Consider the following 14,788-nt stretch of genomic DNA (forward strand, 5'->3'; position numbering starts at 1 on the left):
CGATTCAATAATCCTAAAATAGGTAGACAAATATCCAAATGTGTGCAAACAGTTCTTTGGACACAAAAAAACACAAAAGAAATCAAAGTATAATATTATGCAGTTTTTGAAGGGAAAAAACAAGGAAATTTATAACTAAAAAAGATCGGGGAAATTATTTAAACATACTGGAATTATTCCCTGCTAAAACCTACCAATTCAGTCGGTTGATTTTAGCAGGGAATAGATTTTTAACAAAAAATTACTAATGGGAGGTTTCTAAAGCGTATATCTTAACCTTGGCAAACGCATTGGGTTCTGTTGATTGAAAATAATTCCCCGCTTTGAAATAGTTTTCAAAGACGCCCCATTTTTTCATGTTGATGTCATTATAAACAAACGATTCACCACCGTTCAGCGTGACTACCATTTTGCCGTCGGAAACTTTAACTTCCAAGGTAAATTTGTCGAAATTCACTTTTTCTTTAAAATCCCTGCCTTCATCATCGCCCCAGGCTTTCACATCCAATATTTCTTTATCCGTGGCATTTGGATTCTTGAGAACCTTGGTTTTGACTCTAATTTTTCCATTGTCCCAATATATTTTTAATACTGGTGGTGCATTGTTGTCTTTTTGTCCGATCAAATTTCGCTGTTCCTCTGTTAATCTTCCATGAATTTGCGCAATAATAACCTTGCTATACTTGCCATTTTGTTCTTTCGACACCTCAGCCATTGCGTAAGTAGCTTTAAAAACTCCTCCTTTTGCAAATGTCCAATTCACGTTCTTATTGCCAGGCTCCATTACTTCTCTCAATTCAGCTCTTGAAAAATGGCTGTTGGCTGTAGTTGTTCCTGACGGAAAAGCATAAAAAACAATCGACTTATCCTTTTCGTCATTATACATATACTTTTTAAGAGTAGCGTTATTTGCATAATCCAATATTTCTGGATATCCTACATCAAATGGTTGGCCTGGTTTATTTGGGTTTTCTTCAGGAATAGTAACAGTCCAATGGGTTAAATCTATCGATTCTGTTTTCTTTTTCTCTTTGCCTGCATCTTGGCCGTAGCTAAACCCAACCAAAGAAAATGCCGTAAAGGCCGCGATTGTTGAAAATTTCATACTCATTGTAATTTCAGCTGTAATAATCTATTAAACTTTGTTCATAAAATCTTCACGGATTGGACTAAAAACATCAATAAGAACACCGTCTTCCAGGCAAATCGCTCCGTGCAACACATGAGGCGGGATATAAAAACAATCTCCACCTTTCAAAATCTTGGTTTCCTCGCCAATAGTCATTTCAAATTGACCACTGACAACATAAGTTACTTGTGCGTGATAATGTTCGTGCATTGGGCCAATGCCTCCTTTTGCAAATGACACGTTTACTAACATAATGGTGTCATCATAACCCATTATTTTTCGCTTTACTCCTTCTCCAACTACTTCCCATGGAATTTCATCTCCCAATAAAAATTCTTTACTCGCTCCAAAACTTTGCATACTGTTTTTATTTAATTGTTGTTTTATAATAGGTTCCTACCCAATTGTAGGTTTTGTTGTTAATTTGCAGACGATGCTTTTGATTGGCTTTGTTGTTTTTTGTTGCCAAAACAAAGAGAGTTGTCACTCCCGATTTGCTTTTAATTTCCACTCCAATATAATTTGAATCTTCATAAACCACTTTTAATGAAGCGATGCTGCTGGAGGAATTTGTAGCCAATTCAGTAACCTTATTGTAGTTTCCGTGTGTTTCGAGAACAGAAACAAAAGTGCCTTTTTGGGCATTCTTTTTTCTAAAAATGATGCCTGGTTCTTTTCTTAAATTAAAGCTGGGATCGTTTGCCCCTATTCTCACAAAGAAAACCTCGTCATTGGGCTGGTTAACCGAAGTTAGTGTATAGAAACTTCCTTCGTTCAACCAGGAAATCTTGGAATTGTCTGTTGCCAAGGTAGCCGAACCTTCTTTCCACAAATGCTGATAACCGTTTGCTTTTCCAAAAGGTTCCATAGATTTTGGGGTTTCATAAGCAAAATTAGCCGACATCAATTGTCCCAAATAATAGAACGGCAAATCATATTGATTGGCAGTTTTTGAATTCAATTGAATAATATCCAGCAAAAATGGCTTTTCAAATCCTTCTTCTTCGATTAATGCCATTGTTCTTTGCATTGTCGTTCCCGGATAAGCATTGTTTTCATTGGCACTAATGATTTGAACTTTGGGATTGGAAACATCAAACAGGTATTTCTCGGAAGCAAATTTGCTTCCTGTCTCAAAATCCCCTCCAAAATGGGAAGTTTCGTTTTGAACAATTGTATTGTGCGCTATGGTTTGTTTCGCCCAGGTTGTGTTCTCCTTTAAATAATTACCGCCACCTTTTTGCTCAATATTCACAAATCTTGCCAATCCGTAGTCTTGCAAAACATCTGTGCCGTTGTTGTAAAACGAAAAAGAAAGCTTGTCGTAATGTCCATGACTCAATCCTTGAGAAGCATATTTCATCACCAAGGTCAATTCGTCTTCATTCTTTTTATTTCTGATAATGGCGACCCCTCCTTGTTTTCCATCCGCCCCATCGGATAAATCAATGGATTTTTTTTCAAATGGTTTTTCTAAATTATTCTTGATTCCAAGTGCCACCGCCATACCTGAATTGTTTAACTGGACACGTCCTTGTTTCTCTGCGATTGACAATAAAGAAGGATCTTTTGCTCCATATAAATAGGCAATATCTACCACCGTGACTAATTCTCTGGAATAATAAGACATCCCTTTTTGTCCATCATTCAATGGAAAAAACTCTCCTTCTGAATTCGTTAAATTCAACAAGGCATAAACCGACTTTATCAAGATTCCATTTTTATATTCAAAAATTTTCAAGTCGGGTTTACTGTTCTGGAGAGCCACGGCAAAAATCATGAAAGGATACATGGCATACCTTTGATAATAAGGACCTTCCGTATAATAACCATCAGGAGAAAAAGGCTCATCAATATTGCCAAAAAAACCTGTTTTTTGTCCTTCTTTTTTAATTAATCCGCCATCATTATCCTTCATTCCCGCAGGTAAACCATCATCCTTTAAGCCATTTAAGGCGCGATCCAGCAGTACCTCATCATTCATCACTAAACCTATCATCCCAACTGCAACATTACCCCAAGTACTGTGGTTGTGCACCCTGTTAAAAAACTGGGGGGAACCGATTGATATAAAATCGGCAAAAGGTTTAAACAAGTCTTTTTCAATAGTGGAACGGTCTGCTAGGCTAATAAAATCATAAACACAATCATAAGCCTGACTCACATATACCAGCCAATTGGCATCATTTAAAGCTTGCCAAAAAATCTTTCCCCTGGCATAAGAACGTTCTTGTGGGTGCAAAGGTAAAGTGGGATACATTTTGGCATAGGCCAATAACATGTCTCGAACATAGATTGCATATTTTTCATCCTCTAATATTTGATATAAAACACCCGCTCTCTCCAAAATAAGAAAATTTCTTTTATGCCGTTCGTGCGTGTAGCCCCCCGAAAAATCTTTTGGAACAGGAATATCAATGCCCAAAACAATTTCGGCATCGACTTCTTTTTTTACATCTGCCAAAGAAGCATCAAAAAGCGGCACTTTTCCCAATTGCGATCTGATTTCTCGAACACCTTCCTTGGTCAAAACCAAACTTGGATGTGTTTGTGATTTTACATTTAGATGTAAAAAAGTCAAAAGTATAATCAGTACTATTCGTACTTTATTTATTGTGCCCATAATTTATTTATAATTTTCCTCCTTGTGAAAGGATTTACTGAATTTTAGATTCTTATTTCGCTTTATCAAATTCTGTTTTATTGTAACGTAATCCTCGACCACAATTACAATCATTTAAAGAAACAAATATTGGTTAACCAGTTTGGTTCTCCAAATATATCGTTTATTATTAATACAAAAAATAAAATAAGACTTTTTTTGTTCTTTGTTGAAAAATTAAAACAACACAGCGATATTCTGTGCGAATATTTATAAAACATTTTGTCGACATGCACCAATAAAAATACCTCGGAGCAGAGCTACCGAGGTATTTTGGAAACAATTTTCTATTTTCGAAGCAGAGCAACTAGCTACTGCCTACAGTTTTTCTTTACTTCTGCGGATTTTCGTCAAAACTTACCATCCAATTAATGTCAAATTTGTCGGTAAACATTCCAAAATAGGATCCCCAAAAGGTTTTCTCCATGGGCATTGTCACTTTTCCGCCTGCCGAAAGCCCGTTGAATAACCTGTCGGCCTCAGCTTGGCTATCCGTGCTTATGGAAACTGCAAAATTGTTTCCTTTCGTGATTTTAGGACACCACTCGCCTCCTACATCGCTTCCCATAAGCATTGTTTCTGCACTGATGGGCAAGGAAACGTGCATTATCTTGTTGCCTTCATCGGCAGTCATTGGCGGCATTCCCTCTTGTGGCGGCATATCCTTGTAATATCCAAGATATGGAAATTCTCCACCAAATACCGATTTGTAAAAATTGAAGGCTTCTTCGCAGTTGCCTTCGTAGTTCAGATAAACATTTACTGTTGTCATTTTATATCGCTTTAATGATTAATTTTCTGAAATTCGTTTAAGTTCGTTCAATGCCAATGGAAACGTTTTTTTCATGAAGCCAACATAACTTTCCAAGGTATCCACATTTACAATCAATTCCGTGCCGTTTTCAATTTCGTTCAAGGCGTAGGTTTCCATGGCACCTGTCCAAGTTCCTGATTCACCCACAATGGGCATTTCTTCAAAATTTTTGATGTCGCCCAAATGCTTGAACGCCAAAAAAGCATTTTCTTTGACGGTTTCCAAAACACTGTACATTCCTTCTCCACTTGGAGTGAGCAAGTGTATTTTGCTTCCTTCCGTAAAATTGTCTGTTTTGTAATAACTTCCGTTGCAAAACGGATTGGTCCAAATTTTATAATTTTCTACATCCCAAAGGCTGTTCCACACCTTTTCTGGTGTGGCATTGATTTGAATCGTGAAGTTTAATGTTTCCATAGTTTATTTAGCCCATTGGGCGCAATTATTAAAACGTCCTTACTTTTCTAATTCCCTTTTCAAGTTGTTTAAGCCTGTTTGCAAATCGTCGCCAATCATTTTTTCAAAATCCATAAACAGCATCATTAGGTTCATTGGATAGTCCATGTGTCCGCTAAAGCCCCATTTTACCTTGGTTTGATTTTCTGAAATTGCTTCGGTTGTCATAAATGCCGGTTCGGTTGCTTCGAAAGGCTCGATGAAACGAAGTTCAAAATCGATACGCTCGCCTTCCACGATTTTCTTGATTTCTTGTTCCCCAACACCTACGGAGTCAATCTTGCTGTCCCAAGCCGCCACAAAACCCACGGTACCGTCAGTTCCGCGATATGTTTTTTCCATTTTGGGATCCATCGTCGCCCATTTGCTGTAATGGTCTTGATTTTTCAGCAGTTTTACATAGTTGAAAACTTCTTGTTTGGGTTTGTCGATGGTGATTTCTCGTTCCACGGCGTAGTCTTTCTCCACAAACAAAGCTACAATCAGCGGTATTGCAATCAAGATTGCCAATGCTATTACAATTTTCTTCATAGTGTTGATTTTTAAAATTAGGGATATAAATTTAGTTAATTTTTTAGAATTTTCGATTAAAAATTACCTCAACTATCTCATAGAATAACAGTTACCTCTATTCAAAAAAAGTTCTTCATTCTTTTTTAGAAAAATGGCATAAAAAAATCCGAAATCGAGAGACTTCGGATATGATTTTCAAACACTAGCCCTCTTGAATGGTTTTGTCAGCTCTCGTTGGCGGGCACAGAATGCAATTCTGCGCAATCAACACGATGAGATTCTATTTTGCAAATCCGAGCGAGCGGAAGCCCAAAAAGTAACGCACTACTAATTGCAATACTTTTATATTCGGTCTTTTGTTTAGCGAGTTTACTTATATTCAAAATGAGTCATTATTAAAGTAAAAACATAAAAGAACTGCAAATAAATGTATTCCAATCAAAAGGTATTTCCATTTCAGTTTATTCATTAAAATTCGGCTATAGATGGGGATTTGAATTAAAGCTAGTATAATACCAATGAAATTTATTTCGTTTGTTAAATTTGCTAATAACATTGTAAAAGGAAAAATTACTTTTGCTGGAATATATGTACCGTGTCCACCGCCTGCAAAGAATATCGTTACAAGTAGACATAAAAAAGTAATTGTTAATATTTTCGCTATTTTCATTTAAATGAGTGGTAACGTACCGCTGGCTTGGCGAGGTTTGGGACTAAATTAAGATATATTTTCGTTTTAAGACTAATTTCGCAAACACAAAACCAACTTTAAATCAAGACAAAAACCCAAATCTTGCCAAACCGCTGTTACCAGCAGGCTTTATTTTTTACTCATTATAGTGAAATTAAAGTCTCTTTCTTTCATTCTCTTTTTTACTTCATCGACTACTGGACTTATATCTTTAAAAGAGTCAACATCGTGAGCATCCATAATATATTTTTCATATTCATTAATTTCTTTGTCATACTCATCCAGAACTTCCTCTAGTTCTTTAGGAAATCTTTTTACAAAGACTTGATGGATACTTTTTACAGTACTAAAAATCATACTTTCTTCTTCATTTGTCGTTGCGAATCTTTTCCCTTGTAATTCTTTCCACCAAGGAGCAAAGATTTTTTTACGATCTCTATTATGATGAGCTAATAATTTGTTTCGCTTAATTCTCAAGGAATCGAATCTATTGATGTAATCAATTAACGGTTGTAAGGCATAAAGAGTATCAGAGAGATAGTCGTTGTTTTCTTCAATCACAAACTTTTCAAATACAATAAGTTCATCCATTAACGAACAAATGAAGATATCTAACAAACGGTGAACATCGACATAGACGTGAGAGTGTTCGTCGTAATTGATTTTCTTAATCTCATTTCTAGAATGCGTAACATGCTCACAAATATGATTAACATTAAATAAAGTATGTTTAAGTTTTTGCAAATCCATTTTCTAAAAATTTAAGAAAGATATTCTTAGCGCAATCTTGGCGCTTGCTGGTAACTAATATATACTCGCTACAAAATAGCACCTATACACCCAAAATTGGGTAGATTGACAAAGGTTTGTTCCGCTTTATTTTTATTTATGATTTCAAATTCTCACAAGAATTCCTTGTTCATCAAGCCTTTTCCTTCTCAAATCCGTCAATCACTTTTTGGTAATAGTCAAAAGTGGTTTTGGCGATGGATTCCCAACTGAAAATTTTCAACACTCTTTCTCTTCCCGCTTTCCCCATTTGGGTGGCTAGGGCTTCGTCTTCCAACAAGATATTTACTTTGGCGGCAAACGCTTTTTGGAACGCTTCTGGATTGGCTGGATTAAAATCGGTTCTGGAAACGCTTTGCAACGGCACCAAATAACCCGATTCTCCTTCGACAATAATCTCTGGAATTCCGCCCACGTGGCTTCCCACAACCGGCGTTTCGCAAGACATTGCTTCGAGATTGATGATTCCGAAAGGTTCATACAAGGAAGGACAGGCAAACACTCGGGCGTGGCTGTACAATACTTTTACTTTGTCGCGGGGCAACATTTCCGAGATCAAAATCACGCCTTCTCTTTCTTTGCACAAATCGGCAATCAGGGCTTCGGTTTCTTCGGCAATTTCCTTGGTGTCTGGCGCTCCGGCGCAAAGCACGATTTGGCAATCCTTGTTGAAATGTTTGGCGGCGGCAATCAATTGGGAAATTCCTTTTTGGCGCGTGATGCGCCCCACAAAAAGCACGAATGGAATTTTTGGGTCAATGCCGTATTCCAAAAGCAGCTTTTCGTCGAATGTTGGTTTGTAAAATTCAGGATCGATTCCGTTGTGGATTACGGTCACTTTTTCGGGATTGACACCATAGGCTTCGATTACGTCTTCCTTCATTTGCTTGCTCACGGCAATGATTCCGTCGGCGGTGTTGTAGGCTTTGTTTTCTATCCATCGCGAAAGAAAATAACCGTTGCCCAGTTGTTCCACTTTCCACGGACGATGGGTTTCCAAGCTGTGCGTGGTCAAAATCAAAGGCGATTGCAGCAATTCACGAGTGAAAATTCCGGCAAGATGCGTGTACCAAGTATGGCAATGAATGACGTCGGCTTCCGGCGTGGCTTGCGACATTTCTACATTTCGACTCATGTTGTGAAACATCTTGATGTGTGGATTGTCGTCGTCCACCATTTTGGTCAACGAAGAATTGATTCCTTCCACGTGCATGCTTTCCGTTTTCACGGATTGGTCTCCGAAACAGCGTACTTCAACTTGGGCCAACTTGGCCAATTCTTGGCTTAAAAAATCGATGTGTACGCCGGCTCCACCGTAAATATTGGGTGGGAATTCATTGGTAAAAAGTGCTATTTTCATCTTTCTTTTTTTTTATTTTTAATGATAGGGTTCCCAGCAAAAAGTATTGATTTTAGAAAACGAATCCAATTTTAACGTGTGTGTAAACTTTTCCTATTTCCGGTGAATACATGGTTGTTAGCTCCATTGGCATAAAGCCTAAATTATAGCCCAATCCCAACGAAAAACCATTAATTGACTTTACCGTATTTGAATCCCAGGCTTTGTTTAAAGTACTGAAATTGTAGATTCCCGTGTTGGCTCTACCCATCAGGAATAAACTACCCATAATATTATATTGCATTCCCAACATTCCCGAGGCGGTAGAACTGGAGTTGATTTGCTCTTCATTGAGACCTGCAAACGTGATTTGCTGTCTAAATAATTGCTGTATTCCTCCCATATAAAAGTTGTCAATTATAAATCCTTGAGAGCGCAAACACACTCCAGATTGCAAGGTATAAAATAAAGTCCATTTTTTGTCCAATGGGTGAAATTGGGTAAAGTTCAGCATAAATTTGTAATAATCGGCAGCATTATTGTACAGGCTCGAAATATCTTCTGTTGTGCCACCTGCCAACGTATGATCAACTTGAGCTTTTCTTCCGAAAACAACGCCAGCCTGAACAGTAAAAAGATGTCCACGGGTAGGAAAATTAACCCTGTCGGTGGTGATGGATTCCGAGGCCAAGTAGGCAAAATAGTTGCTCACGTAACCTTCATAAGAATTGTCGCCATCCACGTCTGGAGAAAAATCATTTCTCTGATGGTTGATTCCTGCCGTCAAACTCCAATCGTTTGTCATGACCCTGGTGTAATTAAGATCAAACTGCGAATACCGAACACCATACACGGATACTTTCTGTGCATCGTTGTATATATTCATGGGAAGGTTTTGCCGCTCCCAACTCAGGTTTATAAAATTATTTGCTTTTGTGCCAAAAATCTGTTTGTGTTCCAATAATACCCTGAAATTCTCGCCTATTGCAAATTTCGCCATGGTACGCGATTTTTTCAGCAACAAATCTCTCGTGGTAAGATTGAGCAATAATGCTGCCCCCGTAAACGAATGGAACGACAATCCCACTTTCATCTGGGTTAGCAGTTTTTCATGCACTTTACAGATTAATATTGCGTGTCCCTCAGTCGTTGGTTCCAATGAATAATAGATGTTGTCATAATAACGGCTCGCAAAAGCTTTTCTGAAACCATCGTTTATTTGTTTGGCCGTATAGGCATTTCCAGGTTTTATACTGAGTTTTTGCAACAAATAGTCTGTATTTGTTTTTTCTATTCCTTCGTATTTAATTTCATCTATGGTAATGGATTCCACTTTAGGCAAACGACCGTAGGGATCATAAACTACGGGATATTTTGCATTTAAAGAATCGGCAAGACGTTTGAAATAAGGATAATACAATTTTCCTACTTGGTTTCCAATATCCATAATGGAATCGGTGGCATCAAAGCTGCCGGCACTGTATTTTTCCAAATGCGGTTCAATGACAAGATTACAGAGTTTTTTTTCTTCGACCAAATCATCTGCGTCCCGATATTGGGTAATTTGGTAAAAAACATCCAACACGTCATCCAATTTATCGATATCCGGAAGACCCGTAAACAGGTTTACCCCAATGACAATGTCGGCTCCCATTTCTTTAATATCCTTAACCGGAAAGTTTCTCACGATACCACCATCCACGAGCTTGGTCTTTTCATAATCGACAGCCGTAAATACGCTGGGAATCGCCATACTCGAACGCACGGCCGTAACGATGTCTCCTTTGGAAAGAACCACGGCTTTACCATTGGATAAATCAACTGCAATACATTTAAAGGGAATGTTAAACTTTGAAAAATCCTTGATGTTGTAAACCGGCAAAAACATGTCGTTCAGGGTAAGCCAAAGTTCCTGTGAATCGATTAAGCCTGTCGAAAATTGGGGCTTGTATTTTTTAATCCCTATTTCTGCAGCATATTGACCGAACTCGTCTTTCTCGTCAATGCTGACATCTGTATAAATGGGTTTGCCACTCAATAATTCATCCCAATTCAGTTTTTTGGTTATCTTTTCAACGTCTTTTCCTGAATAACCTGTGGCATACATGGCACCAATAATACTCCCCATGCTGGTTCCCGTCACATAATCTATTTTAAGTCCTGCACTGTCGATTGCCTTTAAAACACCAATATGCGCAATACCTTTGGCACCTCCTCCACTTAAAACCAATCCAACTTTTGGACGTTGTGCCCATAGAGAATTTGAGAAAAGCAGCATTAAACAGGAACAAATTAGCAATCTTTTTAGAGGTTGGAAGTTGGTTTTCATTTGGCTTGTATTTGAAATTTGAATTGGTTTCCAAAATCATTTTTTGAAAAGTTGCTCCAAGAACCAGGGACGATTATGACGATTCAAAAATAATTTAAGTAAATATATATGATTTAACTGATATAGAAAATATTTATTAACCACTATTTTCATGGATGTACAACTCACCTATTCACTTTCGACAAGTCATAAAAAAAACCGGAAATCTCTTTCCGGTTTACAGTTCAATCCTGATTTTTATTTTTTTAATCGTGCCTTGAAAATCTTTTCAAATTTTTCTAATTTCGGCTGGATGACCATTTGGCAATAGGGTGCCTCTTGATTCTTTTCGTAATAATTTTGATGGTAATCTTCCGCCACGTAAAACTTTGCAAGCGGCTCCAATGTGGTCACGATTGGATTGTTATATACTTTTTCGGCATTCAACTGATCTATGATGGACTTGGCAGCTTTTTTCTGCACTTCATCTTTATACATAATTACCGAGCGGTATTGGGTTCCCACATCCGCACCTTGTCGATTGAGGGTTGTCGGGTCGTGAACGGTAAAAAACACCTGGAATATTTCGTCAAGATTGGTCTTGGTTTTGTCATACGTAATTTGCACCACTTCGGCATGCCCTGTCGTTCCGGAGCAAACTTCGTCGTAAGTGGGATCTGCAATTTTCCCACCAGAAAATCCCGAAACCACTGATTTCACTCCGTCCAAATTTTCGTAAACCGCTTCGACACACCAGTAACAACCACCACCAAGCGTGATGGTTTCCAAATTGTTTTTGTTTCCGTTTTGTGTTATTGCATTTTCTGGAACAAAATCCAATGCAATGGAATTCATGCAATATCTTTTGCCTGTTGGCGCTGGCCCATCATCAAAAAGATGTCCTAAATGTCCGTCACATCTGCCACAAAGCGCTTCTATTCTTCTCATTCCATAGGAGTTGTCTTCTTTGTACACCACGCTGTTTTTGTTTTCTTGTTCAAAAAAACTGGGCCAACCGCAACTACTGGCAAATTTCTGGTCGGATCTAAACAATTTGTTGCCACAAGCCGCACAATAATAAGTTCCTTTCGCCTCAGAATCCCAAAGTTTTCCCGTGAAGGCCCTTTCGGTATCGGCATTTCTTGAAACGGCATACAAATCGGGCGACAACACCTTTTTCCATTCGGCATCAGTGACGTTCAGTTTGGTGGTGTCGGTATTGGAATAATAAGGGTTTCCGGGTTTGCTGATCGTGTTTTCCATAGCTGTTGAATTTGGAGTTATTGGTGTTTTTTGGGTCGATTGTCCACACGCATTTAAAGCGAATAAAGACAATATCATCAAATAATTAAAAATGTTTTTCATGGTAACCTTCTTTAGATTATGGAGTAAATTTACAATAGATATACACAAGAAATTGCAGTATGGATCGGAAAAATATTTCATTTAAGGAAAGTTTAACGATTGTTGAAATTCCAAAAAGTCGGAGTTCCCAATTCTTTTTTTGTATTTTTGGCAAGCTAAAATTGATTATGAAAGAAGAGAATGTAATATTGGTAAACCAAAATGACGAGCAAATTGGCTTGATGCCCAAATTGGAAGCACACGAAAAAGCAGTTTTGCACCGGGCATTTTCGGTTTTTGTATTGAATGACCAGAATGAAATTATGTTGCAGCAACGAGCGCAGCACAAATACCATTCCCCATTATTGTGGACAAATACCTGTTGCAGCCATCAACGCGACGGCGAAACCAATCTTCAGGCGGGAAATCGCAGATTATATGAAGAAATGGGTTTTGGAACCGAATTGAAGGAATTGTTCCATTTTATATACAAAGCCCCGTTCGACAACGGTTTGACCGAGCACGAACTCGACCACGTCATGATAGGTAATTATAATGGGGAGCCAAAAATAAACCCGGAGGAAGTGGAAAGCTGGAAATGGATGGGTATCGAAGAAGTGCAAAAAGACATGCAATCGCATCCAGAAATATACACCGTTTGGTTCAAAATTATTTTTGACGAGTTTTACCATTTCTTGGAAGAACACACAATTTAAGATAGCAGATTTGAGATAGCAGAATGCAGAAATTCAAAATCTAACTTTACCATGAGAGTAACCATATCCAGAAAAGCACATTTCAACGCAGCCCATCGATTGTATCGAAAAGATTGGACTTTCGAACAAAACGATGCCGTTTTTGGCAAATGCAACAATCCCAATTTCCACGGACACAACTACGAATTAATCGTTAGCGTGACCGGAAAAATAAACCCGGAAACCGGCTACGTGATGGATGTCAAGGATTTGAGCGACTTGATTTTTGAAGAAGTAGAGAAACCTTTTGACCATAAAAACCTGAATCTGGATGTTGCCGAATTTGAAAACCTGAATCCCACTGCCGAAAACATAGTGGTCGTAATTTGGAATAAAATCAGGAAAAGAATAAAACCCGAATTGGATTTAGAAATAACTCTTTATGAGACGCCACGTAATTTTGTAACCTATAAGGGAGAATAATGGCACTGCAACTGGGAGACAAAATCCCCGATTTTTCGGCAAAAGACAGCAATGGAAACGATTTTGACAGCGCTTCAATCGTGGGCAAAAAAGCAGTTGTGATTTATTTTTATCCCAAAGACAACACTCCGGGTTGCACCGCCCAAGCCTGCAGTTTCAGGGATCAGTACGAAGATTTCAAGGATTTGGGTGCAGAAGTTATCGGAATCAGCAGCGACAGTATTACTTCGCACGAAAAATTTGTCCAACAATACAAATTGCCTTTTATTCTGCTTTCGGACAACGACAAGAAAATCAAGAAGTTGTTTGGAGTCAAACCAGACTTATTAGGTTTAATTCCCGGAAGAGTGACTTATGTGGCAGACAAAAACGGAATCATCCAATTGATTTTTGACAGCATGAACGCCACGAATCATATTCCGAAGGCATTGGAAACCATTAAAAAAATGATGTCACAAAACCCAAAATAGCATCCTAAAATCATTACTTTAATTTTGCCTTCACAATTCATTTTAAATGAACTTTGGCCAACACACTTGAAAAAACATAAAAATGAAACTATACCCATTACAATTCGAACCCATTTTAAAAGAAAGAATCTGGGGAGGAGAGAAACTAAAAACCATTCTAAACAAACCGATTACTTCGAAAATAACCGGCGAAAGCTGGGAATTGTCAACCGTTGAAGGCGACGTGAGCATTATTGCAAACGGGGAACACAAAGGAAAATCATTGACGGAATTAATCAATGACAATCCGGACGAAATTCTTGGAACCGAAGTGCACCAGCAATTCGGGAAACAATTTCCTTTGCTTTTCAAATACCTTGATGCTCGCGAAGACTTGTCTATCCAGGTGCATCCCAATGACGAATTGGCAAAAAAGCGTCACAATTCTTTTGGCAAGACCGAAATGTGGTACGTGATGCAAGCGGATAAAAATTCCCGAATAATTGTTGGTTTCAAGGAAAATTCCAACGCCGAAGACTATTTGGAAAATCTGAAAAACAAAACACTTCTTTCCATTCTTGACGACGTAAAAGTGGAAGAAGGCGATGTTTTCTTTCTGGAAACCGGAACCGTTCACGCCATCGGTGCTGGACTTGTCATAGCCGAAATACAACAAACATCGGACATCACGTATCGTTTGTATGATTTTGAACGAGTGGATGCTGCCGGGAATCAAAGAGAATTACACGTAGATCTGGCTTTGGACGCCATCAATTACAACAAAGTGGACACCCACAAAAAATACGACAGAACACCAAACCAATCAAATGAGGTGGTGGATTGTCCTTATTTCACGACCAATTTCCTGCCTTTGGACGGAGAAATTCCAGTGGACAAAACAGGAAACACCTTCACGGCCTATATGTGTGTTGACGGCAGTTTTGAATTGGAATGCGAAGACACAAAATACCAGTATAAAAAAGGAGACACTATTTTAATTCCTGCCGCCTTGAAGACATTCATTCTCAATGGAAAAGCTTCAATTTTAGAAATTTACATTTCATAAATGTAAATTTTTATTTTTTAGCGGTCATTTATGGTATCGCCCTTTTACTT

14 protein-coding genes are annotated in these 14,788 nt (G+C 38.2%); 4 read left to right on the forward strand and 10 right to left on the reverse strand.

Annotated features, from left to right (window positions below):
* Positions 1-244 precede the first annotated feature (244 nt).
* From BUC16_RS10585 to BUC16_RS10635, 10 genes are all read right to left on the reverse strand, one after another.
* Positions 245-1,105, reverse strand: coding sequence for a polysaccharide lyase family 7 protein (locus tag BUC16_RS10585; RefSeq protein WP_073370457.1), 861 nt, complete (start codon positions 1,103-1,105; stop codon positions 245-247).
* A gap of 30 nt (positions 1,106-1,135) precedes the next feature.
* Positions 1,136-1,489: a cupin domain-containing protein gene (locus BUC16_RS10590; RefSeq protein ID WP_073370459.1), complete on the reverse strand. Its 354-nt coding sequence runs from the start codon at positions 1,487-1,489 to the stop codon at positions 1,136-1,138.
* Between the two features lie 7 nt (positions 1,490-1,496).
* The gene (locus BUC16_RS10595; protein ID WP_073370461.1) at positions 1,497-3,752 is read right to left on the reverse strand and encodes an alginate lyase family protein; all 2,256 of its coding nucleotides are present in this window, start codon (positions 3,750-3,752) and stop codon (positions 1,497-1,499) included.
* A 370-nt stretch (positions 3,753-4,122) separates the two neighbouring features.
* Positions 4,123-4,563, reverse strand: coding sequence for a VOC family protein (locus BUC16_RS10600; protein ID WP_073370463.1), 441 nt, complete (start codon positions 4,561-4,563; stop codon positions 4,123-4,125).
* 18 nt (positions 4,564-4,581) lie between these two features.
* Entirely contained in the window at positions 4,582-5,022 is a 441-nt protein-coding gene (locus BUC16_RS10605; protein ID WP_073370464.1) for an SRPBCC family protein, read from the reverse strand.
* 39 nt (positions 5,023-5,061) lie between these two features.
* Complete coding sequence (locus tag BUC16_RS10610) at positions 5,062-5,592, reverse strand: SRPBCC family protein (protein WP_073370466.1); 531 nt, start codon at positions 5,590-5,592, stop codon at positions 5,062-5,064.
* An 802-nt stretch (positions 5,593-6,394) separates the two neighbouring features.
* Positions 6,395-7,015, reverse strand: coding sequence for a hypothetical protein (locus BUC16_RS10620; RefSeq protein WP_073370469.1), 621 nt, complete (start codon positions 7,013-7,015; stop codon positions 6,395-6,397).
* A 172-nt stretch (positions 7,016-7,187) separates the two neighbouring features.
* Complete coding sequence (glgA, locus tag BUC16_RS10625) at positions 7,188-8,414, reverse strand: glycogen synthase (protein WP_073370470.1); 1,227 nt, start codon at positions 8,412-8,414, stop codon at positions 7,188-7,190.
* A 52-nt stretch (positions 8,415-8,466) separates the two neighbouring features.
* Complete coding sequence (locus BUC16_RS10630; RefSeq protein WP_073370472.1) at positions 8,467-10,722, reverse strand: patatin-like phospholipase family protein; 2,256 nt, start codon at positions 10,720-10,722, stop codon at positions 8,467-8,469.
* A 237-nt stretch (positions 10,723-10,959) separates the two neighbouring features.
* Positions 10,960-12,066 (reverse strand): bifunctional methionine sulfoxide reductase B/A protein, encoded by a 1,107-nt coding sequence (locus BUC16_RS10635; RefSeq protein ID WP_084546151.1) that lies wholly within the window; start codon positions 12,064-12,066, stop codon positions 10,960-10,962.
* A gap of 167 nt (positions 12,067-12,233) precedes the next feature.
* Here BUC16_RS10635 and idi point away from each other — a divergent pair, with 167 nt between their 5' ends.
* The 4 genes from idi (at position 12,234) to BUC16_RS10655 (ending at position 14,738) form a co-directional block, all read left to right on the forward strand.
* Positions 12,234-12,761 carry an isopentenyl-diphosphate Delta-isomerase gene (gene idi / locus BUC16_RS10640; RefSeq protein WP_073370767.1) on the forward strand — a complete coding sequence of 176 codons (528 nt, stop codon included), beginning with the start codon at positions 12,234-12,236 and terminating at the stop codon, positions 12,759-12,761.
* 51 nt (positions 12,762-12,812) lie between these two features.
* The gene (locus BUC16_RS10645) at positions 12,813-13,223 is read left to right on the forward strand and encodes a 6-pyruvoyl trahydropterin synthase family protein (RefSeq protein ID WP_073370473.1); all 411 of its coding nucleotides are present in this window, start codon (positions 12,813-12,815) and stop codon (positions 13,221-13,223) included.
* The gene (locus tag BUC16_RS10650; RefSeq protein ID WP_073370475.1) at positions 13,223-13,693 is read left to right on the forward strand and encodes a peroxiredoxin; all 471 of its coding nucleotides are present in this window, start codon (positions 13,223-13,225) and stop codon (positions 13,691-13,693) included. The genes BUC16_RS10645 and BUC16_RS10650 overlap by 1 nt, the downstream gene beginning before the upstream one ends.
* A 76-nt stretch (positions 13,694-13,769) precedes the next feature.
* The gene (locus tag BUC16_RS10655) at positions 13,770-14,738 is read left to right on the forward strand and encodes a type I phosphomannose isomerase catalytic subunit (RefSeq protein WP_141226136.1); all 969 of its coding nucleotides are present in this window, start codon (positions 13,770-13,772) and stop codon (positions 14,736-14,738) included.
* Positions 14,739-14,788: the final 50 nt, after the last annotated feature.

The organism is Flavobacterium fluvii (assembly GCF_900129545.1).
GTDB classification, from domain to species: domain Bacteria; phylum Bacteroidota; class Bacteroidia; order Flavobacteriales; family Flavobacteriaceae; genus Flavobacterium; species Flavobacterium fluvii.

Excerpts from the sequence above, each read along its gene's own strand:
- BUC16_RS10645 (WP_073370473.1), top strand. The coding sequence starts at position 12,813 with ATGAGAGTAACCATATCCAGAAAAGCACATTTCAACGCAGCCCATCGA.
- glgA (WP_073370470.1), bottom strand. The coding sequence starts at position 8,414 with ATGAAAATAGCACTTTTTACCAATGAATTCCCACCCAATATTTACGGT.
- BUC16_RS10650 (WP_073370475.1), top strand. The coding sequence starts at position 13,223 with ATGGCACTGCAACTGGGAGACAAAATCCCCGATTTTTCGGCAAAAGAC.
- BUC16_RS10585 (WP_073370457.1), bottom strand. The coding sequence starts at position 1,105 with ATGAAATTTTCAACAATCGCGGCCTTTACGGCATTTTCTTTGGTTGGG.
- BUC16_RS10630 (WP_073370472.1), bottom strand. The coding sequence starts at position 10,722 with ATGAAAACCAACTTCCAACCTCTAAAAAGATTGCTAATTTGTTCCTGT.
- BUC16_RS10635 (WP_084546151.1), bottom strand. The coding sequence starts at position 12,066 with ATGAAAAACATTTTTAATTATTTGATGATATTGTCTTTATTCGCTTTA.
- BUC16_RS10605 (WP_073370464.1), bottom strand. The coding sequence starts at position 5,022 with ATGGAAACATTAAACTTCACGATTCAAATCAATGCCACACCAGAAAAG.
- idi (WP_073370767.1), top strand. The coding sequence starts at position 12,234 with ATGAAAGAAGAGAATGTAATATTGGTAAACCAAAATGACGAGCAAATT.
- BUC16_RS10595 (WP_073370461.1), bottom strand. The coding sequence starts at position 3,752 with ATGGGCACAATAAATAAAGTACGAATAGTACTGATTATACTTTTGACT.
- BUC16_RS10590 (WP_073370459.1), bottom strand. The coding sequence starts at position 1,489 with ATGCAAAGTTTTGGAGCGAGTAAAGAATTTTTATTGGGAGATGAAATT.
- BUC16_RS10600 (WP_073370463.1), bottom strand. The coding sequence starts at position 4,563 with ATGACAACAGTAAATGTTTATCTGAACTACGAAGGCAACTGCGAAGAA.
- BUC16_RS10610 (WP_073370466.1), bottom strand. The coding sequence starts at position 5,592 with ATGAAGAAAATTGTAATAGCATTGGCAATCTTGATTGCAATACCGCTG.
- BUC16_RS10620 (WP_073370469.1), bottom strand. The coding sequence starts at position 7,015 with ATGGATTTGCAAAAACTTAAACATACTTTATTTAATGTTAATCATATT.